The following is a 21,997-nucleotide window of genomic DNA, read 5'->3' on the forward strand; positions in this document are numbered from 1 at the left end:
GCGCCGCGACGGCAGGCCGCCTCCGATCAGCCCACAATCATGCGGACGGCGCCTGACTGGAATCAGGACCATGTCATTCAAATTGCGACGCGCGCAGCGTCTTGGCGGAGCGAGCCTGCTCCTGCTCGGCGCCGCCGCCACGCCCGCTTTCGCCCAAACGCCTGCGCAAGAGAAATCGTCGACCGAGATCCCCGCCGTCACCGTGACGGCTCCGAGCCCTATCGTGCGCAGAGCGGTGGTGCCGTCGCGCAACCCCGGCCGCGGCACGCGGACCGCGCGGGTGCGCAGCCGCCAACAAGCGGCGGAAGCAGAGCCGGCAGCCGCCGTGCCCGCCGCGCCTCAGCAGGGCGTGCTGCCTATTGTGACCAACCAGTTCGCGACGGTCACGGTGGTGCCGAACGAGGAGATCCGCCGCGAGGGCGGCGGCCAGCTCGGCGATCTCCTGTTCTCCAAGCCAGGCATCACCGGCTCGAGCTTCGCGCCCGGCGCCTCCAGCCGGCCGATCATCCGGGGTCTCGACGTCAACCGCGTCGGCATCGTCGAGAACGGCACCAATTCGAGCGGTGCGTCCGATCTCGGCGAGGATCATTTCGTGCCGATCGATCCGCTCGCGACCAACCAGATCGAAGTGGTGCGCGGGCCCGCCGCGCTGCGCTACGGCTCAACCTCGATCGGCGGCGTCGTCAGCGCCACCAACAACCGGATTCCGGATGCGCTGCCTTCCTGCGCTCCGTCATTCCAGGCTTACGGCCTGCCGACCAAAGCGCCGCTCGCGACCGCCGCAACATCGCCTTGCGCCACCGCCGAGACCCGCACCGCGTTCTCTTCGGTCGATCGCGGCGTCGAAAGCGGCGTACTGCTCGACACCGGCGGCGGCAATTTTGCGTTTCATGCCGACGCCTATGGCCGCACGACCTCGGACTATTCGATTCCGGGCTATCCCTATCTGAACGATCAATCGCGCCCGGTGAACGGCCGCCAGCCGAACTCGGCGACGCGCTCGGATGGCGCCTCGATCGGCGGCTCCTACTTCTTCCAGGGCGGCTATATCGGCGCATCGATCACGCAAAACGATTCGCTCTACCACATCCCCGGCATCGACGGCGCCGACCACCGCACGCGGATCGACGGCCACCAGACCAAGATCAACGTCAAGGGCGAATATCATCCCGACGCCGCCGCGATCGACACCGTCCGCTTCTGGGCCGGTGCGACCGACTACCGGCACAATGAGATCGGACTTGCCGATCCCGCCGACCTCAACAGCGACGGCATCAGGCAGACCTTCACCAACAAGGAGCAGGAAATCCGCACCGAGGTGCAGCTGATGCCGTTCAATGCGCGCTTCGCCGAAGTGACGACGGCGCTGGGCTTCCAGGTCGGGCATCAGGAATTGAGCGCGCCGAGCCCGGACAATCCCGGCACGCTGTTCAACGGCCTGTGGGATCCGAACAACAGCACGCGCGTCGCGGGCTACGCCTTTAACGAGTTCAAGTTCACCGAGGCGACGCGGGCGCAGATCGCCGGCCGCATCGAGCATGTCGAGCTGCACGGCACGACGCCGGACTTCCCGGCCGATTATTTGCCCGACGGCACGCCGCAGGCGGCGATCGCGCGCAATCCGTCCTTCACGCCCAAGAGCGGCAGCATCGGCCTGCTGCAGGATCTGCCGGGCGGCATGGTCGGCAGCATCACCGCACAATATGTCGAGCGCGCGCCGAAGGCGGCCGAGCTGTTTTCACGCGGCGGCCATGACGCGACCGCGACCTTCGACATCGGCAATCCCAACCTCACCATCGAGACCGCAAAATCGATCGAGCTCGGTGTGCGCAGGGTGACGGGGCCGTTCCGCTTCGAGGCAACCGTTTACTACACGCATTTCGACAATTTCATCTATCGCCGCCTCACCGGCGTGTCCTGCGATGACGACTTTGCCTCCTGCGGCACGCCGGGCGCCGAGCTGAACCAGGCGGTCTACTCGCAGCGCAATGCCAATTTCCGCGGCGGCGAATTCCAGTCGCAGCTCGACGTCGGCGCGTTCCAGGGTGGCATCTGGGGTATCGAGAATCAGCTCGACTTCGTCCGCGCCACCTTCAGCGACGGCACCAACGTGCCGCGCATTCCCCCCATGCGAATGGGCGGCGGCGTATTTTGGCGCGACGACAACTGGCTGATGCGCGTCAACCTGTTACACGCCTTCGCGCAGAACAACGTCGCATTGATCGCGGAGACGCCGACGGCGGGCTACAATCTGTTGAAGGCCGAGGTCAGCTACAAGACCAAGCTCGACCGCAACTGGTTCGGCGCGCGCGAGATGATGGCCGGCATCGTCGGCAACAATCTCCTCAACGAGAACATCCGCAACTCGGTGTCCTATACCAAGGACGAGGTGCTGATGCCCGGCATCGGCGTGCGCGCATTCGCGAACTTCAAGTTCTGATCTTGGGTGCGTCGGGGCCAGGGGGCCCCGGCACACCGGCTTTCTCACCCCGTCATTGCGGAGCCGCTGTCGTCTCGTAGTGCACAGAGTGGTAGCCCGAACTACTTCCGCGCCTTGCTCCAGTCCGGGCCGACCGGGCCCGACATGCCTTCGAAGGCGCCGTCGACGAGCTCGAACACCAGGATGCGGGCGGCGTCGACCGGGCCAGGCATGGTGACGCGGCCCTTCGGGACCGGCTTGAATCCGACGCGGCTGTAATAGGGCTCGTCGCCGACCAGCAGCACGAGGCGGTGACCTTTCGCCTTCGCATCCTTTAGCGCGCGCTCCATCAGCAGACGGCCGACACCGCGGCCGCGGAATGGCGGCTCGACCGTCAGCGGGCCGAGCAGCAGCGCCGGCGTCTCGCCGACCAGGACCGGCAATTGCCTGACCGAGCCGACCAGCAGCGTGCCGATGCGCGCGGTGAAGGACAATTCGAGCAGATGGTCGACGTGCTCGCGGATCCTGTAGGCGCTGAGCACGAAGCGGCCGGGACCGAAGGTGCGTTCGTGCAGCCGCTCGATCGATTGGGCATCGCCAGCGGCCTCGGGGAGGATGGTCAGTGAGAGATCGGTCATGTCAATCGCGGGATAGCACCTGAACGCAGCGCGGTCCATCGGGCAACAAGGCGCTCAGCTCCTTTTCAAGGTCGACGGGAGAGGTGTTCTGAAACCCTCGGCTTGCATTCGTTCAACTCCAACTCCTGACGCACTCGCACAGGCCGTCCTCAGCGCCACGTCGCAACCATTGGCCGGCCGTCCAGCACTTCGGCGATCCGCAGCCGCGTCCCTCGCGTGGTGCCGTCGGGCAGCGCCGTGACCGCGAAGAACCCGCATTCGACGATCTCGCGGTTGGCCTCGGGCAGGCGGTCCTGCCTGAACTGCCTGACGACGTAGACCGCGACGTGGTCGCGGCGGGAAACGTGGCTGTTGAGGAAGATGCCATGCAGCACGGCCTCGCCAGTGAGGTCGATATCGCCCTCCTCCTTGAGCTCGCGCCGCATCGCCTGCTCCATGGTCTCGCCGTGGTCGACGCCGCCGCCGGGCAGGTACCAGCCGCTGACGTAGCTGTGCCTGACCAGAAACACCCGATTCTCGGCATCCAGCACCACGGCGCGGACGCCGAGCGTCATGCCGCGAACGATAAGGAAATAGGCGTGGAAGACTCGCCGCAGCAGCGGCTCGAATTTTCGTCGAATACGGTCCAGACCATCTCCCATCAGGCTTCCTTGAGGCCGCTGTCCCGGCCCCGCTTGCACAGTCCCCGCGACCTTGCCATTACAACGGAGCAATAGCGAGGCAATCGCACGCCATGACTCCCAACACGCTGGCCCCCTTCACGCTCGCCCATCTGTCCGATCCGCATCTAGCGCCCTTGCCGAAACCGCGGCTGATCGAGCTCGCCGGCAAGCGCGTGCTCGGCTACGTCAACTGGACGCGCAACCGCCACAAGTACCAGCGTCGCGAGGTGCTCGATGCGCTGGTCGCCGACATGAAGGCGCAGGCGCCCGACCACATCGCGGTGACGGGCGATCTCGTCAACCTCGCGCTGGAAGCCGAGTTCGCCCCTGCCCGCGCCTGGCTCGAGGGCGTCGGCCCGCCCGACCGCGTCACCGCGATTCCCGGCAATCACGACGCCTATGTCCGCGCCACCTCGCATCGTTTCGGCGAGACGTTTGCGCCCTATCTCGCCGGCGACGACGGCGGCATCGGCTTTCCATCCGTGCGCCGGCGCGGGCCGCTCGCGCTGATCAGCCTGTCCACGGCGGTGCCGACCCTGCCGCTGATGGCGACGGGCACGCTCGGGCGCGATCAACTCGACTCTCTTGCAGCAATGCTCGAACGGCTCGCGGCCGAGGACGTCTTCCGCGTGCTCCTGGTGCACCATCCCCTGAAGTCCGATGCACGGCAGAAGCGGATGACAGATTCGGCCGCGCTGCTGGCGCTGCTCAAGCGCCACGGCGTCGAACTGATCCTGCACGGGCACGACCACATTCATTCGACGATGTGGTTCGAGGGTCCCAACGGCAACATTCCCGCGCTCGGCGTGCCCTCGGCCTCCGCGCTCGCGCACGGGCGCTACCCGGCGGCGGCCTATAATCTTTTCAGAATCGAGAAGGACAATGCCGGCTGGCGCTGCGAGCAAACGGTGCGGAGCCTCGGGGCGGGATTTCAGATGGGGCAGATCAAGCATGTGAGGCTGATCTAGTTCGATGTCATTCCGGGGCGCGCGATGCGCGAGCCCGGAATCCATCGGGCCGCAGAATTGGTGGATGAATGGATTCCGGGCTCGCGCCTTTGGCGCGCCCCGGAATGACGGCGGAGAATACCTCACCAGCTCCGCAAGGCCGCCAGCACGGCGAGGCCGAACAAGGCGGCGGCGCCGAGCACGAAGCCGAACACGAACGGCCACAGGCGCGAGCGGCGCGGCGGAGGCGCGACCGCGGGCTTCGGCTCGGGCGGGACCACCATCGCATGCTCGCGCTCGACCATGCGGCGCGCGACATAGTCGGTGACGGCCTCGACGATCACAGTGGTGTCGTGCGATTCGGCGAGCACGATGCGGCCAAAGCGTGTGTCCTGGACGAAGCGGTACATCCGCTTGTCGCGCCCCATCACGATGTGGGCGACGACGTCGATCCAGAGTCTGGGCGTATCGCCCTGGCTGATGCCGCGGTCGAACAGATCGATCCTGTCAGGCACCTGCGCGAACAGGGGATCGAGCGCGTCGTTGAGGATCTCGAGCCGCGCCACCTCGGCGTCCCGGAGATCGACGACGACGCCCGTTCGGTCGGCGGCCTCGATCCGCGCGCGCAGCAGCGCATCGCGCAGCCGCACCGGGCGCGGCTGGCCGGGATGGGTCCCGCTGGTCTCGGGCTCTGACATGGTCGGCCTCGTCCTCGACTTTCCTCCATTAACCTATCAGCAACCTTGAGGCCCGCAAAGGGTCCATAATTCCAGATACTTACGGCGCCCACAGGCGATTGACCTGTGCCAAAAACAGACGATCCCACCCAGGCAGAGCCTGGATGGGACCATCCGTCCTTGGACGTCTTCTTAATTCAGGTCGGCAGCCAAGCCCTTAGGCCGAGACGCGCGACGGCTCTTCCACGATGGAGAAGCGGACGCCGGCCTTGTGGCGGTTCTCTTCCGAGACCGTGCGCCAGGCGTCCTCGGCCTCCTTGCGGGTCTTGAACGGACCCTGCACCTGGGCCGAGCCTTCCACGAGCTTGTGGAAGTTCATCGAACCGAACTCGCCGCCGATCACCCAGAAATTGCTGCCTTTGGTCATTGTCAGTCTCCTGTCCAATAGCGTGCTGCGTTAGCCGAACTGGTTCATCGTGTTGTGGACGCCGCCCGCCTTCAGGGCAGCCTCGCCGGCGAAGTATTCCTTGTGGTCGTCGCCGATGTCGGAGCCGGCCATGTTCTGATGCTTGGCGCAGGCGATGCCCTGACGGATCTCCTGGCGCTGGACGTTCTTGACGTAGCCGAGCATGCCCTGGTCGCCGAAATATTCCTTCGCCAGATTGTCGGTCGAGAGCGCCGCCGTGTGATAGGTCGGCAACGTGATCAGGTGATGGAAGATGCCGGCGCGCTTGGCCGAATCCGCCTGGAAGGTACGGATGCGCTCGTCGGCTTCCTTCGCCAGCGGCGTATCGTCGTATTCCGGCTTCATCAGCTCGGCACGGTTGTACTTGCTGACGTCCTTGCCGGCTTCCTTCATCGCGTCGTAGACCTGCCAACGGAAGTTCAGCGTCCAGTTGAAGGACGGCGAGTTGTTGTAGGCCAGCTTCGCGTTCGGAATGACCTTGCGGATGCGATCGACCATCTTGGCGATCTGCTCGATATGCGGCTTCTCGGTCTCGATCCAGAGCAGGTCCGCGCCGTTCTGCAGCGAGGTGATGCTGTCGAGCACGCAGCGGTCTTCGCCGGTACCCGGGCGGAACTGATACAGATTGGAGGGCAGCCGCTTCGGACGCATCATCTTGCCGTTGCGGTTGATGATGACGTCGCCATTGCGGGCGTTCTCCGCGGTGATTTCCTCGCAATCGAGGAAGCTGTTGTACTGGTCGCCGATGTCACCGGGCTTGTGGCTGACGGCGATCTGCTGCGTCAGGCCGGCGCCGAGCGAGTCGGTGCGGGTCACGATGACACCGTCTTCGACGCCGAGCTCGAGGAAGGCATGGCGGCAGGCGCGGATCTTCGCGATGAACACTTCGTGCGGCACGGTGACCTTGCCGTCCTGGTGGCCGCACTGCTTCTCGTCCGAGACCTGGTTCTCGATCTGCAGCGCGCAGGCGCCCGCTTCGATCATCTTCTTGGCGAGCAGATAGGTCGCCTCGGCGTTGCCGAAGCCGGCGTCGATGTCGGCGATGACGGGTACGACGTGGGTCTGGAAGCCGTCGATCTTCGCGATCAGCTCCTTCTCGCGGGTCTTGTCGCCTTCCTTGCGCGCCTTGTCGAGGAGGCGGAAGATGTCGTTGAGCTCACGCGAGTCCGCTTGGCGCAGGAAGGTGTAGAGCTCTTCGATCAGCGCCGGCACCGAGGTCTTCTCGTGCATGGACTGGTCGGGCAGCGGGCCGAACTCGGAGCGCAGCGCCGCGATCATCCACCCCGAGAGGTACAGATAGGTGCGATCGGTCTTGCCGCCGAAATGCTTCTTGACCGAGATCAGCTTCTGCTGGGCGATGAAGCCGTGCCAGCAGCCCAGCGACTGGGTGTACTTGGTGGGGTCGTTGTCATAGGCGGCCATGTCGGCCCGCATCAGCGCCGCGGTGTAGCGGGCGACGTCGAGGCCGGTCCTGAAGCGGTTTTGCAGGCGCATGCGTGCGACGGCCTCGGCCGACACCCCGTTCCAGGTCGGCTGGGTCTCGAGGAGCGCCTGGGCCGCCTTGATCTCGTCTTGATACGAGGCCGGGCGCTGAAGCGCGTTGATGCCGCGGGGCTGGTAATTCATGTGCCTATCCTTTCGCTGACGATGACCGATGGCTGGCCATCGACATTCTTGACAATGCATTGCGAGATGCGTGTCAGGAGCTAAACGCGAAAACAGAAACTTCGTATAGATGGCTTGTTTTTTATTGGTGATGTCATGTAACATCAGAACATGTAACAGATGTTATTTTGTAAAGTTTGTAAAAAATATAGGTCAGCCAAGCTGTCCTTCATGTGCACGGAGATCTGAGATATGGCCGCCGAATCCGGCAAGAAACTCTTCGTCGGCCCGCGCTTCCGAAGGATTCGGCAGCAATTGGGGCTGTCCCAGACCCAGATCGCCGAAGGCCTCGGGATCTCGCCGAGCTACGTCAACCTGATCGAGCGGAACCAGCGCCCGGTGACCGCCCAGATCCTGCTGCGGCTGGCCGAGACCTACGACCTCGATTTGCGCGACCTTGCGACCGCCGACGAGGACCGATTCTTCGCCGAGCTGAACGAGATCTTCTCCGATCCGCTATTCCGCCAGATCGACGTTCCCAAGCAGGAGCTGCGCGACCTCGCCGAACTCTGCCCCGGCGTCACCCATGCGCTGCAGCGGCTCTACGCGGCCTATACCGAGGCGCGCCAGGGCGAGACGCTGGCCGCGGCCCAGATGGCCGACCGCGACGTCGGCACGCGTTACGAGACCAATCCGGTCGAGCGCGTGCGCGAGCTGATCGAGGCCAACCGCAACTATTTTCCGGAGCTCGAGCAGGCCGCCGAAGCCTTGCGCGACGAGCTGAACGTGCCGGCCGAAGGGCTCTATGCGGCGCTGGCCGCGCGTTTGCGCGAAAAGCATTCGGTCCAGACCCGCATCATGCCTGTCGACGTGATGCGCGAGACGCTCCGGCGCTTCGACCGCCACCGCCGCCAGCTCCTGATCTCGGAGCTGGTCGACCCGCCCGGCCGCGCCTTCCAGCTGGCCTTCCAGCTGGGCCTCGGCGAATGCGCGCAGCAGTTGGAGACCATCATCGGCCGCGCCGGCCCGCTCGAGGACGCCCCGCGCCGGCTGTTCCGCATCACGCTCGGCAACTACTTCGCCGCCGCTGTCATGATGCCCTATCCGGCATTCCTCGCTGCTGCCGAGGCGCTCAACTACGACATCCACGTGCTGGCGCAGCGCTTCAATTCCGGCTTCGAGCAGGTCTGCCACCGGCTCACCACTTTGCAGCGGCCGAACGCGCGCGGCATCCCGTTCTTCCTGCTCCGCGTCGACAATGCCGGCAACGTCTCCAAGCGTTTTTCCTCCGGCACCTTCCCGTTCTCGAAATTCGGCGGCACCTGTCCGCTGTGGAACGTGCACTCGACCTTCGATACGCCCGATCGCCTGCTCAAGCAGGTGATCGAGCTGTCCGACGGCACGCGCTATTTCTCGATCGCGCAGATGGTGCGCCGCCCCGTTGCGCCGCACCCGCTGCCGCAGCCGCGCTTCGCCATCGGGCTCGGCTGCGAGATCCGTCACGCCGCGCGCCTGACCTACGCCGCCGGCGTCGACCTGGAGAAAACCGAAGGCACGCCGATCGGCGTCAACTGCCGCCTGTGCGAGCGCGAAAACTGCGCCCAGCGCGCCGAGCCGCCGATCACACGCACGCTCATCCTGGACGAGACGACGCGGCGGGTGTCGAGCTTCGCGTTCTCGAATGCGCGGGAGTTGTGAGGGGCACTCTCTCCTCCGTCATGGCCGGGCTTGACCCGGCCATCCACGCGCTTCAGCGTGCGAGGAAAGACGTGGATGCCCGGGACAAGCCCGGGCATGACGACCGAATATGCGGCCGCTGCTCGCCACTATCGCAAACAAGGCCCTACGCCAGCGTATGCACGATCACCGGCCCCGCAGCCGCGCTCGCATGGCCCGCAAGCAACGGCCCGAGATCCTTCTCGATCCAGGCGATCGCGCGCCGGTTCGCCTCCTCCGCCTGCTCGAACTTGTCGAAGATCGAGATCGCGGTCACCGTGTCGTCGCCGGCATAGACGACGTAATAGGCGCGGAAACCGTCGACGTCGCTGATGATCGGAACGGCGCCGTCCTTGATGCGGCGCGCCAGCTCTTCCGCGCTCCCGCTCTTTGCCTTGGCCTGACGGATGGCGGCATACATAACTTCCTCCTCCCGGCTATTGATGTGGGCTTTGTGCCCGAACCGGATGTTACGCCGAAGCGCCGGGCCCGGATACCCTCCTTGGTTAACCCCGCACTAATCTGCCGCAGCGATCTGCAACCACCGATTAAGCACGCCTCAACATCGGTGCCTTAGTCTTGCCCCACTCACTTTTCGCAAACAACGGTGGCCTATTCTGCCGGGCGAAGTGACATCAGGGGGTTCATCATGCGCATTGCGTTGCTGCTGACCGCAACCATTGTCGGCGCGCTCTTCGCCAATCCATCCCAAGCCGGATCGCTCGATGCCGATGCAGCGCAGTCGCTGCCGCCGGGCTTCCAGAGCTATCGCGGCTACATGTTCGACCTGTCGGAGAACTCCGACCGCAAGGATGTCGACAAGCTCACCGACAATCTGAAGAGCCAGATCGACGCGGTCGAGGCGGCCGGCCTGTCGCCGCGCGTGCTGCGCTTCTTCCGCACCGTGCCGATCATCGCCAGCGAGCTCGCCTGCCTCGACGAAGGTGCCGCCACCGCCTGCTACGGCCGCGTCGCCCCCAACGTCGAACGCCGCGTGCCGCGGACGCTGACGGTCTGGGACCACGACAAGCAGCGCTGGACCAATCCGAACGCCGTCGACCTCGCGGTCGATTCGGGCCTCGGCGTGATCATGCTGCGGCCGGACATGATGCGCTACGAAAAGGAGGCGGTGCTGCTGCACGAGCTCCTGCACGCCTATCACGCGCGGCTGTTGCCGGACGGCTACGCCAACAAGGGCGTGATCGCCTACTTCGCCCTTGCCAAGTCCAAGGACTTGCTCCCCAAGGAATCCTATGCGTTGAAGAATCCCATGGAATTCTTCGCCGTGACCGCCAGCATCTTCCTGGCCGGAAAGAGCGAATTCCACGATCCGAAGTCGCGCGAGACGCTCAAGGAGAAGATGCCGGACTATTACAAGTACCTGGTCGGCGTGTTTGGCTTCGACCCGGAGCCGGCGGCGGCAAACGGCCCGGTCGCCTCGCTGAAGTGAAGCGAACGTAGAGCTGCCTCAGCCAGATCAGCCAAAGAGCCGCGCGAAATGCGCGGCTTTTTTGTTTCGCAGGCCGGAAGCTGCGGATGACGCCCAGGCGGGAATTGCCAAGGCGGGGCCCGATCTGCATAGTCCCGCCCGCATCGAGACCCATTTTTCGAAGAGGATAGAACAACATGGCGGACGCCGACCTGGATGTCGTGATCCGGCAACTGGCCAGACAGCTGCATACGGGCCTGATGACCCGCGCCAAGGAGCGGCGGGATCGCTTCAACGGCCTGGCGGCCAAGGCCAAGGGCAAGGAGACCGGCGACCGCTTCAAGATGATGGCCAAGGCCACCATGGAGCAGGCCACCGCCGCCGCCAAGCGCCTGCAGATGTCCGCCGACAACGTCGCCGACAGCTACGCGCGGTCAATGCGGCTTGCCGCCAGCACCCCCGTGGCGGCGAAGGTCGAGAAGAAGGCGAACGAAGAGAAGCCGGCGAAGAAGGCCGCGAAGGCGAAGAAGGCCAAAGCCAAGAAGGCGAAGTAGGCGGATGAGGAGTATCCCTCCGCACAATCGGCGCCGTAGGGTGGGCAAAGCGAAGCGTGCCCACGCGTCTGTTGCCGTATTGTAGAGATCGTGGGCACGGCGCAAGGGCGCCTTTGCCCACCCTACGATTCCAGGATTCGGTGGCTAGAGCCCCCTCACCGCCTCGGCACTGACACCTGCGTCGGCTCGGCGCTGGCGAGTTCGGCGAGCCTGGCGCGCGCGGCTTCTCGGGTGCGGCCGTCCTTGCCGGCGGGCAGCGCCAGCGCCGCCTCGAAATCGGCGCGCGCATCGTCGGCCTGGCCGCGGGCGAGGAACGCAAGGCCACGGTCGAGGCGGGCCTGCGCATCCGAGGGGTCGAGGCGGACCGCCGTGTTGTAGCTCAGAATCGCGCGGTCGAGATCGCCCGTGGCGGCGAGCGCGAGACCGCGCTGGTGATAGGGCGCAGCGCGCTTGGGATCATGCGCGATCGCCTCGTCATAGTCGGCGATGGCGAGTTCAAGATCGCCGTTCTGACGGCGCGCGAGCGCGCGGTCGCGATAGAGCGAGGCGCGATTGGGATTGAGGTGAATGGCCTCGTCGAAATCGGCGACTGCCCGCCTGAAGTCGCCATGGCGCAGCGCGATCCGTCCGCGCCCCTCATAGGCAAAGGCGATCAGCGAGCCGCGCAGCGGCGAGAAGCCGATCACGGCCGAGCAGATATCGGGATCGTCCTCGTCGCCGCAATTGACGACCATGTGCGTGGACAGGCCGACGAGCACGCACAGGACGATCAGCAATGGTACGGCAGCTCTGGTCATCTTCGACGGTGGCCGGCAGCGAGCCGGTCACGCATCCCCTTTCGAAGGAAGTGTCTCGCCGGGGTCTTAACACCGGCTCCGACGATCCTGTGTGCGCCAGGTCACAAAGCCGACCGCAAATTGCCGCCGGTTCCGTATCAGCCCCAGGGGCCGCGTGAAGGACCACGCGAGGACGAGCGCCCCCATGGGCTGCGCGGGGGATAGTTCTCGTTGGCGCCAACCGACGGCGCCGGCCGCGTGCCGAGCTCGGCCGCGAGCTGCTGAAGCGCCGCGATGCGGTTCTGCGTCGAGGGATGGGTGGCGAACAGATTGTCCACGCCATGGCCCGACAGCGGATTGATGATGAACATGTGCGCGGTCGCGGGGTTTCGCTCGGCCTCATAGTTCGGCACCTGATGCGCGGCGCCCTCGATCTTCACCAGCGCGGAAGCCAGCCACATCGGCTGCCCCGCGATGCGCGCACCGAGATTGTCCGCGGCATATTCGCGGGTGCGGCTGATCGCCATCTGCACCAGCATGGCGCCGAGGGGGGCGAGGATCATCATCAGGATCGAGCCGACGATGCCGAGACCATTGTTGTTCTCGCGGTTGCCGCCGAAGAACATGCCGAACTGCGCCAGCATGGAGATCGCGCCCGCAATGGTCGCAGTGATCGTCATCAGCAGCGTGTCGTGATTCTTGATATGGGCGAGCTCGTGCGCGATCACGCCGGCGAGCTCCTCGCGGCTGAGCTGGCGCATCAGGCCTGTGGTGACGGCGACGGCGGCGTTTTGCGGGTTGCGGCCGGTCGCGAACGCGTTGGGCTGCACCTCATCCATCAGGAACACGCGCGGCATCGGCAAGCCTGCCCGGCCCGCAAGTTCCGCGACCAACCCGACCAGCTCCGGCGCGGTCGAACGATCGACCTCATGGGCACCGTACATCGAGAGCACCATGCGGTCGGAGTTCCAGTAGGTGAAGAGATTCGTTGCCGCGGCGATGACCAGCGCGATCATGGCGCCGGAGGCACCCCCGATCAGATAGCCCACGCCCATGAACAGGGCGGTGAGGCCTGCGAGCAGCATAGCGGTACGAAAATAGTTCATGGCCGTCTCCCAAGGCGGCCGCGGGCGAACCTCTGGCCGGCACCCCGGAGGTATGAATGCTGCCTGCCACCGCAAGGTTCGTGCGTCGCCCGGCCGCACATCCATTGCGGCGTCAGCCTTTCCCGTGCCGCTAAAGCTTGAGCGGGATTTGCGCAAAAACACCCGCATACGTTTAGCAACCCGGAAAGCGCAATCGCGGCTTAATTCGTGGTAACCGGGCACGCCGCGCGGTCGCGGCGCATTGACCGGTTCCGTTGGCACCCCGTCAGCAAGGTGACCGTCATGATGGACCGCTCGAGCGCCGCCTCCGTCGATCCCGCATCTGCTCCCTCCCCTCACGACGCCAAGACTGACGCCAAGATCGACGCGAGGACTGACGCGAAGGGTTTGCAGGAGGCGTTGTACGAGCAGATGTTCGCCAATGACGAGCCCGGCCCCGCGCCCGATGCGCAGACACAGCCGGAATCGCAGCGGCGCTGGCCACGTCTGAGGCGCGGCGCGAAGATCGCGATCGGACTTGCCCTCATCGCCATTTTCGGCTGGCTGCCGCTGCGCGCGGTCTGGGAGTATTCAAGCGTCGAGGCCGTGTTGAATTCCCGCCTCGTCACCCTGCGCACCCCGATCGGAGGCCGTGTGGCAGCCGCGCAGCGCTTGACCGATCAGGCCAGGCTCGACGCCGGGACCGTGGTCCTGCGCGTGGTCAACCCGCGCGGCGATCGCACCCGGCTCGACGATCTCCGGCGGCAGAAATCGCGCCTGGAGAACGAGCGGCCGAGCCTTGCCGCCAAGCTTGCCTCGGCCCAGGCAGCGCAAAAGGACCTGGCGCGGCAGGCGACGCAATTCCGCGACGGGCGCGTGCTCCAGCTCGAGGCCCGGATCGCCGAGATCCAGACCTCGATCGAGGCCGCGGCAGCGCGGCGGGAGGAAGCCAGTGCCGCAGTCGAGCGCGCATCCTCGCTGGCGAAATCCGGCAACGTCTCGACCGTCGAGCTGGCACGGCTGACGCGCGAGCTTTCCGTATCGCAGCAGACCGAGCTCGGTGCGCGAAAGCGGCTGGACGCGGCCAAGGTCGAGCTTGCCGCGGCACGGAACGGCTCCTTCCTCGGCGACAGCTACAACGACCGGCCGAGCTCGGTGCAGCGCGAGGAAGAGATGCGCCAGCGTGCCGGCGACCTCGACGCTGACCTCGCACGCACCGACACCGAGATCGCCTGGCTCGCCAGCGAGATCATCACCGAAGAGATTCGCTTCGCCGATCTGTCCGAAGCCAACATCACGACACCCGTCACAGGGCGCGTCTGGGAGATGATGACCTCGCCGGGCGAGGACGTGCAAGCCGGCCAACCGCTGCTCAAGGTGCTCGATTGCAGCGGCGCCGTCATCACCGCGAACGTCACCGAGAGCGTCTACAACCGTTTGCAGCTCGGCGACCACGCTACCTTCGAGCCGAACGACGGCGGCGCAGCGATTTCCGGCACCGTGGTCAACCTGACCGGCGCCGCCGGCGCGCCCGCCAATCTCGCCATCAATCCCGACGCGCTGAGCAAGGAGCCCTATCGCGTGACCGTTGCGCTCGGTGATGGCGCTGCCCACGCCTGCACGGTGGGACGCACCGGCCGCGTGGTGTTTGCAAGGCAAGAGACCGCGCCGTGACGACGGCGCTGACGCCCGGCCTGATTGCGCTCGGCGCCTTCATGGCGATCGTACCGCTGCTCAGGCGCGACAGCACGATGGCACGCTCGTTCCTGGCCATCGTGTCAGTCGTTTTCCTGCTCCGCTATCTCCATTGGCGCGTCACAGCAACTCTCCCGCCGCCGCATCTGACCGCGGATGCCGTGATCGGCTATCCCTTCATGCTGCTGGAAGCGGCCTCGCTCGTCGCGGTCACGTTGTCTCTGCTGTTCCTGAGCCGAACAATCGATCGTTCCAGATCAGCCAGGATCGATAGCCGCGCCTTCAATCCCGGCGCGCCGCTGATCGACGTCTTCATCTGCACCTACAACGAGGAACGATCGATCCTCGAGCGCACGATCATCGGCGCGACCGGCATGACGTACGGCAACTACCGCGTCTGGGTGCTCGACGACGGCCGACGGCCCTGGCTGCGGCGACTCGCGGGTGAACTCGGCTGCCATTATCTCACGCGGCCCGACAACCATCACGCCAAGGCCGGCAATATCAATCACGCGCTCCGACATGTCGGTGCGATGCCGAAGCCGCCGCAATTCGTGGCCATCCTCGATGCGGACTTCGTGCCGCGGCCCGACTTCCTGGCGCGGACCATCTCGCTCATGGACGATGCTTCGGTCGGGGTGGTGCAGACGCCGCAGCACTTCATCAATCCCGACCCGATCCAGAGCAACCTTGCTGCAACCGACGTTTGGCCGGACGAGCAACGCTTCTTCTTCGACATCCTGCTGCCGGCGAAGGACGCCTGGGGCGTCGCATTCTGCTGCGGCACCTCCTCACTCATTCGCTACGACGGACTGGTGCGGATCGGCGGATTTCCGACCGATTCCGTCACGGAAGACTATCTCGTCACCCTTCGCCTGAAGGAACGCGGCCTCAACACGATCTATCTCAACGAGCGGCTGACGATCGGGCTCGCGCCGGAAGGGTTGAAGGAATACATCACCCAGCGCGCCCGCTGGTGCCTCGGCTTGATGCAAATCGTGCGCGGCCGCAGCGGACCGCTGTCGAGGGAGTCGAAGCTCTCCTTCATCGACCGACTCTCGCTGGTCGATGCTTTCATGAGCTGGTCCGCGGTCTACACGTCGAAGGTGGCGGGCCTCGTGGTGCCCTGGCTGTTCCTGCTCTTCGGCATCAAGGCGGTCCGGGCCGACCTGACCGAGTTGCTCCGGTTCTTTCTGCCGTTCTATGTCTGGCACAGCCTCAGCATGGCCTGGCTGTCGCACGGCCGCTCGCTGGCCATGATGACGGACGTGTCGCAACTCATCGCCGCGCCCGCAGTGCTGAGGGCGGTGGCAACCGGTCTGCTGAGGCCGAAAGGACACAAGTTCAAGGTCACGGCGAAAGGCGGGGACCGGGACAGGAGATTTGTCGAATGGCCGCTGCTGCGGCTCTATGGCACCGCGCTTCTCGTCACGCTCGCAGCCATCGCCTATGCCTTCATCCTGCACCTGCGCGGCGAGAACATCGCCTACGGCGGGCTGGCTCTGACCTGGAGCCTCTACAACGCGTTCATCCTCACAGTGGTCTGCTTCGTCTGCATCGAGCAACCGCGAAAGCGCAAGGCGGAGCGTTTTGATCGCAATGAGACGGTGCTGCTGCGCCAGCAAGGCAAGTCGCATCTCGCGCGGCTCGCCGACATCTCGATCACCGGCGCCCGCCTGATCGATCCCGATCCGCCGCACCCCGGCAGCGCGATCGAATGCCGGATCTATGGCCGCCCGATCGCCGCGGTCGTGGTGCGGCGGACCGCGGATGGATTCGCGGTGCGTTTCGAGGAAGGCATGGATACACGCGTGCATGCGATCAGGGCGTTCTATGCTGGCGAGTATGTTCGCGCCTATCAGGGCGTCAGGGCGCTCCCGGTCGGGAAAGCGCTGCTGATGCGGCTGTTCGGCTAGGCCGGCATCCACTCGCATTCCGTATGCTGGCATGGGACGGAAAGGATGGCCTGAGGCCATCACTTCACCTAAACTTCGGGCGAATCCACGCCTGCCCCTTCCCCGCCGGAACCCCAATGGTCCAGACCCGATTTCTGATCGCGGCCGTCGCGCTCCTCGCATGCTCCGCCACCGCCTCCGCCCAGTTCGCGCCGCCGCCCGCCAAACCCGTGGCGCCCAGGACCACCGCAGCCTCGCCGCGTGCGGCGTCGTGCCATAACGGTGCGAACTTCGATCGCTTTCTCGCCGACGTGAAGCAACAGGCTGTGGCCGCCGGCGTATCGCAGCGGACGATCGCGGAGGCTTCGCCGTACCTCGTCTACGACCAGGGCATCGTCAACCGCGACCGCGGCCAGCGCGTGTTCGGCCAGCTCTTCACCGAATTCGCCGGACGCATGGCGGCGCCCTATCGCATGCAGAACGGGCAGCAGCACATCAAGCAATACGCCGCCGCGTTCGCACGCGCCGAAAAGGAATATGGCGTGCCGCCCGCGGTGATCGCCGCGTTCTGGGGGCTGGAGAGCGACTTCGGCGCCAACATGGGAAATCTGCCGACGCTGAAATCGCTGGTGTCGCTGGCCTATGACTGCCGGCGCTCGGAAATGTTCGTGGGCGAGACCATCGCCGCGCTGAAGATCATCGACCGCGGCGATCTGCATCCCGACGAGATGATCGGCTCGTGGGCCGGCGAGCTCGGGCAGACCCAGTTCCTGCCTGTGCATTACGTCAACTACGCCGTCGATTATGACGGCGACGGACGGCGCGATCTGTTGCGGTCGCCAGCCGACGTGATCGGCTCGACCGCGAACTACATTGCCAACGGCCTGAAGTGGCGGCGCGGCGAGCCGTGGCTGGAAGAGATCAAGGTGCCGCAAAACCTGCCGTGGGAGCAGACCGACCTCACGGTGCGAGAGCCGCGCTCGAAATGGGCGCAGCTTGGCGTCACCTATCCCGACGGCCGGCCGCTGCCGAATGACAATCTCGCAGCCTCCGTGCTGCTGCCAATGGGACGCAATGGTCCGGCCTTCATGGCGTACCCGAATTTCGCGGCCTACACCGAGTGGAATAACTCGCTGATCTATTCGACCACCGCAGGCTATCTCGCCTCGCGCATTGCAGGTGCCGCGCCGATGCGCAAGCCGACGGCGCCGGTGGCGCAGCTGCCGTTCAACGAGCTCAAGGAATTGCAGCAACTGCTCGTGCGTGCCGGCTTCAATGTCGGCAAGGTCGACGGCGTGCTGGGCCAGCAGAGCCGCGCGGCCGTCAAGGCGATGCAGATCAAGCACGGCCTGCCGGCCGATTCCTGGCCGACCGCCGACCTGCTGGCGCGCATGCGCGGCGCCACGGCGCAGGCGCAGCCGGCGGGGATGGTGAGGTAGAATTTTCGCACTGCACAAGCGGCTTCCCGCGATTGTATTTTTCCGTGAGCCTCCCATGTGAGTAGCTCAGGTTTTCTCCTGAGATTTCCCATTCACAAGCGAGCATCACATGTCCCTCTACGACGCGGCCGTCCCCGCCTATTTGCAAATGCTGAACAGCCTCACCGGCCTGCTCACCAAAGCCGAGGCGCATTGCGCGGCCAGGAAGATCGATCCCAGCGTCCTGCTCGGCTCGCGGCTCTTCCCGGACATGCTGCCGCTGTCGAAGCAGGTCCAGCTCGTCAGCGATTTCGCCGCCAAGGGCTGCGCCCGGCTGACCCATAGCGAGGTGCCCTCGACACCCGACACCGAGACCAGCTTTGCGGAATTGAAGCAGCGGCTGGCCAAGACCATCGACTATGTGAAGTCGTTCAAGCCCGAGCAGTTCGAAGGTGCCGAGACCAAGGACGTCACCTTCCCCGCCGGCCCCGACAAATCCATCACCATGAAGGGCCAGCAATTCCTCAGCGCGTTCTCGCTGCCGAACTTCTATTTCCACGCCACGACCGCCCACGGCATTTTGCGCCACAACGGCGTCGAGATCGGCAAGCGGGATTTTATGGGCGCGAACTGATTTGCGAAATTGCACGGCCGTGGCGGTCGTAATCCACTGTCACGGCCAAAATCGCACATGAATTATGCTACGCGGGCCCCGTCGCGTAGCTCGCCTGCACTTTCCGTATGGCTTCTCCCTTGCGCCCGATGTCGCGATGCACAAGTGTTCGGGACCTCACACCCCTGGAAGCATTCCCCATGAGCCGTTCGACCAAATTGTTTGAGACCTATAAGCTCGGCCCGATCACGCTGGCCAACCGCCTGGTGATGGCGCCGCTGACGCGCAACCGAGCCGTGCCCGGCACATTCGTGCCTGGTGCGCTCGCCGCCGATTATTATGGCCAGCGCGCCTCCGCAGGGCTCCTGATCACCGAAGCGAGCCAGATCTCGCAGCAGGGCCAGGGCTACCAGGACACGCCCGGCATCTATTCCAAGGACCAGGTCGCCGGCTGGCGCAAGGTCACCGACAAGGTGCACGAGCGCGGCGGCAAGATCTTCATCCAGCTCTGGCATGTCGGCCGCATCTCGCATGTCGATCTGCAGGCGGGTGGCGCAGCCCCTGTGGCACCGAGCGCGATCCGCGCCAAGGGCAAGACCTTCGTGAACGGCGGCTTCGCCGACGTCTCCGAACCGCGCGCGCTCGAGCTCTCCGAAATCCCCGACATTATCGACGATTTCAAGCGCGCCACGAAGAACGCGCTGGAGGCCGGCTTCGACGGCGTCGAGATTCACGGCGCCAACGGTTATTTACTTGAGCAGTTTGCCAAGGACGGCGCCAACAAGCGCACCGACGCCTATGGTGGCTCGATCGAGAACCGCGCGCGGCTGATGCTGGAGGTGTCCAAGGCCGTGGTGGCCGAGGCCGGTGCCGACCGTACCGGCATCCGCATCTCGCCGGTGACGCCGGCCAACGATATCTCGGATTCCAACCCGCAAGCCCTGTACGACCATATCGTCGACGGCCTCAGCGCGCTGAAGCTGGTCTATCTCCATGTCGTCGAAGGCGCCACCGGCGGCCCGCGCGACATCGCGCCGTTTGATTATGCATCCTTGCGCAAGCGCTTTGCCGGCGCCTATGTCGCCAATAACGGCTACGATTTCGGTCTCGCCACCAAGGTGCTGGACACCAATGCGGCCGACCTCATCGCCTTCGGCAAGCCCTTCATCTCCAACCCCGACCTCGTCGAGCGGCTGAAGCAGGGCGCAGCACTGAACGACTGGGACAAGAACACGTTCTACGGCGGCGGCGCGAAGGGTTACACGGATTACCCGACGCTGGCGGCCGAGCCGGCGGAGTAAGGCTTCGCGCTCTCCGCCGTCATTGCGAGGAGCCGGCGACAAAATTGCGAAGCAATTTTGCGCTGGCGACGAAGCAATCCAGACTGCCTCCGCCGGAAGATTCTGGATTGCTTCGCTGCGCTCGCAATGACGGTGTGGTGAACAGAGTGGCTCACAACAAAAAGGCCGGGATCGCTCCCGGCCTTTCGATTTTGATGGATGGCCGGGTCCAGCCCGGCCATGACGTCTCACGACGTCACTTCGCTTCCGCGCGCTTGGGCGGGGTGGCCGGCCACGACTTGATCAGGGTGTCGTAGTCGACGGTCTCGCCCTTCGGCTTCTCGTTGGCGAGCTTGCGCTGCGGAGCAATCGTGCCGTCCTTCTGGGCCTTGGCGAACCAGTATTCGGCCGTCTCCTTCTTGTGCAGCTTGGGACCGCAGGCGCCCTGCACGCCGGACTTCTCCAGGCGCTCCATGACGGAGTCCTGAGCGGCGGCCAGCGCGTCCATCGCCTGCTGCGGGGTCTTCGCACCGGACGACGCATCGCCGATGTTCTGCCACCACAGCTGCGCGAGCTTCGGGTAGTCGGGCACGTTGTTGCCGGTCGGGGTCCACTGCACGCGCGCGGGCGAGCGGTAGAACTCGATCAGGCCGCCGAGCTTCGGCGCACGCTCGGTGAACGACTTGTCCCAGATGTCGGATTCACGGATGAAGGTGAGACCGACATGGCTCTTCTTCAAGCTCACCGACTTCGAGATGATGAACTGGAGATAGAGCCAAGCCGCCTTGCGGCGATCCGCCGGGGTCGACTTCAGCAGCGTCACGGAGCCGGCGTCCTGGTAGCCGAGCTTCATGCCTTCCTTCCAGTACGAACCGTGCGGCGAGGGAGCCATACGCCATTTCGGCGTACCGTCCGCGTTCATCACGGCGATGCCCGGCTTCACCATGTCGGCGGTGAAAGCGGTGTACCAGAACATCTGCTGGGCGATGTTGCCCTGCGCCGGCACCGGGCCTGCTTCGGAGAACGTCATGCCCTGCGCCTGCGGCGGCGCGTACTTCTTCAGCCACTCGAGGTACTTGGTGATCGAGTAGACCGCGGCGGGACCGTTGGTGTCGCCACCACGCTCCACCGAGGAGCCGACCGGACGGCAGCCTTCCATGCGGATGCCCCATTCGTCGACAGGCAGGCCGTTCGGAATGCCCTTGTCACCGTTGCCGGCCATCGACAGCCAGGCGTCGGTGAAGCGCCATCCGAGCGAGGGGTCCTTCTTGCCATAGTCCATATGGCCGTAGACCTTGACGCCGTTGATCTCCTTGATGTCGTTGGTGAAGAACTCGGCGATGTCCTCATAGGCGGACCAGTTCACGGGCACGCCGAGCTCGTAGCCATACTTGGCCTTGAACTTGGCCTTGTAGTCGGCGTTGGTGAACCAGTCGTAGCGGAACCAATAGAGGTTGGCGAACTGCTGGTCGGGCAGCTGATAGAGCTTGCCGTCCGGCCCCGTGGTGAACGACTTGCCGATGAAGTCGTTGACGTCGAGCATGGGATCGGTGACGTCCTTGCCCTCGCCGGTCATGTAGTCCGAGAGCACGACGGTCTGGCCGTAGCGGAAATGCGTGCCGATCAGGTCGGAATCGTTGATCCAGCCGTCATAGACGTTCTTGCCGGACTGCATCTGGGTCTGCAGCTTCTCGACGACGTCACCTTCCTGGATGAGGTCGTGCTTGAGCTTGATGCCGGTGAGCTCGGAGAACGCCTTGGCCAGCGTCTGCGACTCGTATTCGTGGGTCGTGATGGTCTCGGAGACGACGTTGATCTCCATGCCCTTGAAGGGCTCGGCGGCCTTGGCGAACCACTCCAGCTCCTTCTTCTGGTCTTCCTTCGACAGCGTCGAGGGAGTGAATTCCGCGATCCACTTCTGGATCACGGCGTCGTCGGCGGCGCGGACCGGCGCCGAGACGGCGAACGACACCGCAATGATGGCGGCGGCGCTGGACATGGTCAGAAAGCTATTCTTGGCCAATGGACCTTTCCTTCTCCTAAACTGTCGCATGTTGTTCCTCCGTTGCAGCGACAAACTTTTATACAGACCCGGATTGCCCCCGGATCTGGCCGTCCCTTC

19 protein-coding genes are annotated in these 21,997 nt (G+C 65.0%); 10 read left to right on the top strand and 9 right to left on the bottom strand.

The annotated features are described in order from the left end of the window. Positions 1 to 70: 70 nt before the first annotated feature. Positions 71 to 2,440 (top strand): TonB-dependent receptor, encoded by a 2,370-nt coding sequence (locus XI04_RS30685; protein WP_271608317.1) that lies wholly within the window; start codon positions 71 to 73, stop codon positions 2,438 to 2,440. A 101-nt stretch (positions 2,441 to 2,541) separates the two neighbouring features. On the opposite strand, the gene XI04_RS30690 is transcribed toward XI04_RS30685, so the two are convergent. Further along, on the bottom strand, positions 2,542 to 3,057 hold the full coding sequence (locus XI04_RS30690) for a GNAT family N-acetyltransferase (RefSeq protein ID WP_271608318.1): 516 nt from the start codon (positions 3,055 to 3,057) through the stop codon (positions 2,542 to 2,544). 149 nt (positions 3,058 to 3,206) lie between these two features. After that, a complete protein-coding gene (locus XI04_RS30695; protein WP_028141724.1) occupies positions 3,207 to 3,698 on the bottom strand; it encodes an NUDIX domain-containing protein in 492 nt (163 codons plus the stop codon). A gap of 107 nt (positions 3,699 to 3,805) precedes the next feature. Here XI04_RS30695 and XI04_RS30700 point away from each other — a divergent pair, with 107 nt between their 5' ends. After that, positions 3,806 to 4,687 carry a metallophosphoesterase family protein gene (locus XI04_RS30700; protein WP_028141725.1) on the top strand — a complete coding sequence of 294 codons (882 nt, stop codon included), beginning with the start codon at positions 3,806 to 3,808 and terminating at the stop codon, positions 4,685 to 4,687. A gap of 122 nt (positions 4,688 to 4,809) precedes the next feature. On the opposite strand, the gene XI04_RS30705 is transcribed toward XI04_RS30700, so the two are convergent. The 3 genes from XI04_RS30705 to XI04_RS30715 all read right to left on the bottom strand — a co-directional run bounded on the left by XI04_RS30705 (position 4,810) and on the right by XI04_RS30715 (position 7,435). Then, positions 4,810 to 5,364: a hypothetical protein gene (locus XI04_RS30705; protein WP_028141726.1), complete on the bottom strand. Its 555-nt coding sequence runs from the start codon at positions 5,362 to 5,364 to the stop codon at positions 4,810 to 4,812. A 196-nt stretch (positions 5,365 to 5,560) separates the two neighbouring features. Then, positions 5,561 to 5,770 (bottom strand): DUF4170 domain-containing protein, encoded by a 210-nt coding sequence (locus XI04_RS30710; protein WP_018323282.1) that lies wholly within the window; start codon positions 5,768 to 5,770, stop codon positions 5,561 to 5,563. Positions 5,771 to 5,800: 30 nt separating this feature from the next. Next, positions 5,801 to 7,435, bottom strand: a complete 1,635-nt coding sequence (locus XI04_RS30715; RefSeq protein ID WP_028141727.1) for an isocitrate lyase — start codon at positions 7,433 to 7,435, stop codon at positions 5,801 to 5,803. A gap of 231 nt (positions 7,436 to 7,666) precedes the next feature. Here XI04_RS30715 and XI04_RS30720 point away from each other — a divergent pair, with 231 nt between their 5' ends. Then, positions 7,667 to 9,112, top strand: coding sequence for a helix-turn-helix domain-containing protein (locus XI04_RS30720; protein WP_028141728.1), 1,446 nt, complete (start codon positions 7,667 to 7,669; stop codon positions 9,110 to 9,112). A gap of 145 nt (positions 9,113 to 9,257) precedes the next feature. On the opposite strand, the gene XI04_RS30725 is transcribed toward XI04_RS30720, so the two are convergent. Continuing rightward, positions 9,258 to 9,551: an antibiotic biosynthesis monooxygenase gene (locus tag XI04_RS30725; protein WP_014497428.1), complete on the bottom strand. Its 294-nt coding sequence runs from the start codon at positions 9,549 to 9,551 to the stop codon at positions 9,258 to 9,260. Between the two features lie 228 nt (positions 9,552 to 9,779). Here XI04_RS30725 and XI04_RS30730 point away from each other — a divergent pair, with 228 nt between their 5' ends. Then, entirely contained in the window at positions 9,780 to 10,580 is an 801-nt protein-coding gene (locus XI04_RS30730) for a hypothetical protein (protein ID WP_026202904.1), read from the top strand. A gap of 176 nt (positions 10,581 to 10,756) precedes the next feature. Then, positions 10,757 to 11,113, top strand: coding sequence for a hypothetical protein (locus XI04_RS30735; RefSeq protein ID WP_028141729.1), 357 nt, complete (start codon positions 10,757 to 10,759; stop codon positions 11,111 to 11,113). 155 nt (positions 11,114 to 11,268) lie between these two features. Here XI04_RS30735 and XI04_RS30740 read toward each other — a convergent pair whose 3' ends face one another. Beyond that, positions 11,269 to 11,910 carry a tetratricopeptide repeat protein gene (locus XI04_RS30740; RefSeq protein WP_028141730.1) on the bottom strand — a complete coding sequence of 214 codons (642 nt, stop codon included), beginning with the start codon at positions 11,908 to 11,910 and terminating at the stop codon, positions 11,269 to 11,271. A 137-nt stretch (positions 11,911 to 12,047) separates the two neighbouring features. Further along, positions 12,048 to 12,995, bottom strand: coding sequence for a zinc metalloprotease HtpX (htpX, locus tag XI04_RS30745; protein WP_028141731.1), 948 nt, complete (start codon positions 12,993 to 12,995; stop codon positions 12,048 to 12,050). A 282-nt stretch (positions 12,996 to 13,277) separates the two neighbouring features. Here htpX and XI04_RS30750 point away from each other — a divergent pair, with 282 nt between their 5' ends. The 5 genes from XI04_RS30750 (at position 13,278) to XI04_RS30770 (ending at position 19,896) form a co-directional block, all read left to right on the top strand. Beyond that, the gene (locus XI04_RS30750) at positions 13,278 to 14,648 is read left to right on the top strand and encodes an HlyD family secretion protein (RefSeq protein ID WP_028141732.1); all 1,371 of its coding nucleotides are present in this window, start codon (positions 13,278 to 13,280) and stop codon (positions 14,646 to 14,648) included. After that, positions 14,645 to 16,585, top strand: coding sequence for a glycosyltransferase (locus XI04_RS30755; protein ID WP_028141733.1), 1,941 nt, complete (start codon positions 14,645 to 14,647; stop codon positions 16,583 to 16,585). Before XI04_RS30750 ends, XI04_RS30755 begins: the two co-directional genes overlap by 4 nt. Positions 16,586 to 16,701: 116 nt before the next feature. Beyond that, positions 16,702 to 18,003: a lytic murein transglycosylase gene (locus tag XI04_RS30760; protein ID WP_271608319.1), complete on the top strand. Its 1,302-nt coding sequence runs from the start codon at positions 16,702 to 16,704 to the stop codon at positions 18,001 to 18,003. A 109-nt stretch (positions 18,004 to 18,112) separates the two neighbouring features. Beyond that, on the top strand, positions 18,113 to 18,616 hold the full coding sequence (locus tag XI04_RS30765) for a DUF1993 domain-containing protein (RefSeq protein ID WP_028141735.1): 504 nt from the start codon (positions 18,113 to 18,115) through the stop codon (positions 18,614 to 18,616). 179 nt (positions 18,617 to 18,795) lie between these two features. Continuing rightward, on the top strand, positions 18,796 to 19,896 hold the full coding sequence (locus tag XI04_RS30770) for an alkene reductase (protein WP_271608320.1): 1,101 nt from the start codon (positions 18,796 to 18,798) through the stop codon (positions 19,894 to 19,896). A gap of 235 nt (positions 19,897 to 20,131) precedes the next feature. Here the strand turns inward: XI04_RS30770 and XI04_RS30775 are convergent, their stop codons facing one another. Beyond that, entirely contained in the window at positions 20,132 to 21,874 is a 1,743-nt protein-coding gene (locus XI04_RS30775; protein WP_026202903.1) for an ABC transporter substrate-binding protein, read from the bottom strand. Positions 21,875 to 21,997 lie beyond the last annotated feature (123 nt).

Origin of the sequence: Bradyrhizobium sp. CCBAU 11430, from assembly GCF_028128855.1 — a bacterium.
Classification (GTDB): Bacteria; Pseudomonadota; Alphaproteobacteria; order Rhizobiales; family Xanthobacteraceae; genus Bradyrhizobium; species Bradyrhizobium ottawaense.

Excerpts from the sequence above, each read along its gene's own strand:
- XI04_RS30685 (WP_271608317.1), top strand. The coding sequence starts at position 71 with ATGTCATTCAAATTGCGACGCGCGCAGCGTCTTGGCGGAGCGAGCCTG.
- XI04_RS30690 (WP_271608318.1), bottom strand. The coding sequence starts at position 3,057 with ATGACCGATCTCTCACTGACCATCCTCCCCGAGGCCGCTGGCGATGCC.
- XI04_RS30695 (WP_028141724.1), bottom strand. The coding sequence starts at position 3,698 with ATGGGAGATGGTCTGGACCGTATTCGACGAAAATTCGAGCCGCTGCTG.
- XI04_RS30705 (WP_028141726.1), bottom strand. The coding sequence starts at position 5,364 with ATGTCAGAGCCCGAGACCAGCGGGACCCATCCCGGCCAGCCGCGCCCG.
- XI04_RS30710 (WP_018323282.1), bottom strand. The coding sequence starts at position 5,770 with ATGACCAAAGGCAGCAATTTCTGGGTGATCGGCGGCGAGTTCGGTTCG.
- XI04_RS30715 (WP_028141727.1), bottom strand. The coding sequence starts at position 7,435 with ATGAATTACCAGCCCCGCGGCATCAACGCGCTTCAGCGCCCGGCCTCG.
- XI04_RS30720 (WP_028141728.1), top strand. The coding sequence starts at position 7,667 with ATGGCCGCCGAATCCGGCAAGAAACTCTTCGTCGGCCCGCGCTTCCGA.
- XI04_RS30725 (WP_014497428.1), bottom strand. The coding sequence starts at position 9,551 with ATGTATGCCGCCATCCGTCAGGCCAAGGCAAAGAGCGGGAGCGCGGAA.
- XI04_RS30730 (WP_026202904.1), top strand. The coding sequence starts at position 9,780 with ATGCGCATTGCGTTGCTGCTGACCGCAACCATTGTCGGCGCGCTCTTC.
- XI04_RS30735 (WP_028141729.1), top strand. The coding sequence starts at position 10,757 with ATGGCGGACGCCGACCTGGATGTCGTGATCCGGCAACTGGCCAGACAG.
- XI04_RS30740 (WP_028141730.1), bottom strand. The coding sequence starts at position 11,910 with ATGACCAGAGCTGCCGTACCATTGCTGATCGTCCTGTGCGTGCTCGTC.
- htpX (WP_028141731.1), bottom strand. The coding sequence starts at position 12,995 with ATGAACTATTTTCGTACCGCTATGCTGCTCGCAGGCCTCACCGCCCTG.
- XI04_RS30750 (WP_028141732.1), top strand. The coding sequence starts at position 13,278 with ATGATGGACCGCTCGAGCGCCGCCTCCGTCGATCCCGCATCTGCTCCC.
- XI04_RS30760 (WP_271608319.1), top strand. The coding sequence starts at position 16,702 with ATGGTCCAGACCCGATTTCTGATCGCGGCCGTCGCGCTCCTCGCATGC.
- XI04_RS30765 (WP_028141735.1), top strand. The coding sequence starts at position 18,113 with ATGTCCCTCTACGACGCGGCCGTCCCCGCCTATTTGCAAATGCTGAAC.
- XI04_RS30770 (WP_271608320.1), top strand. The coding sequence starts at position 18,796 with ATGAGCCGTTCGACCAAATTGTTTGAGACCTATAAGCTCGGCCCGATC.
- XI04_RS30775 (WP_026202903.1), bottom strand. The coding sequence starts at position 21,874 with ATGTCCAGCGCCGCCGCCATCATTGCGGTGTCGTTCGCCGTCTCGGCG.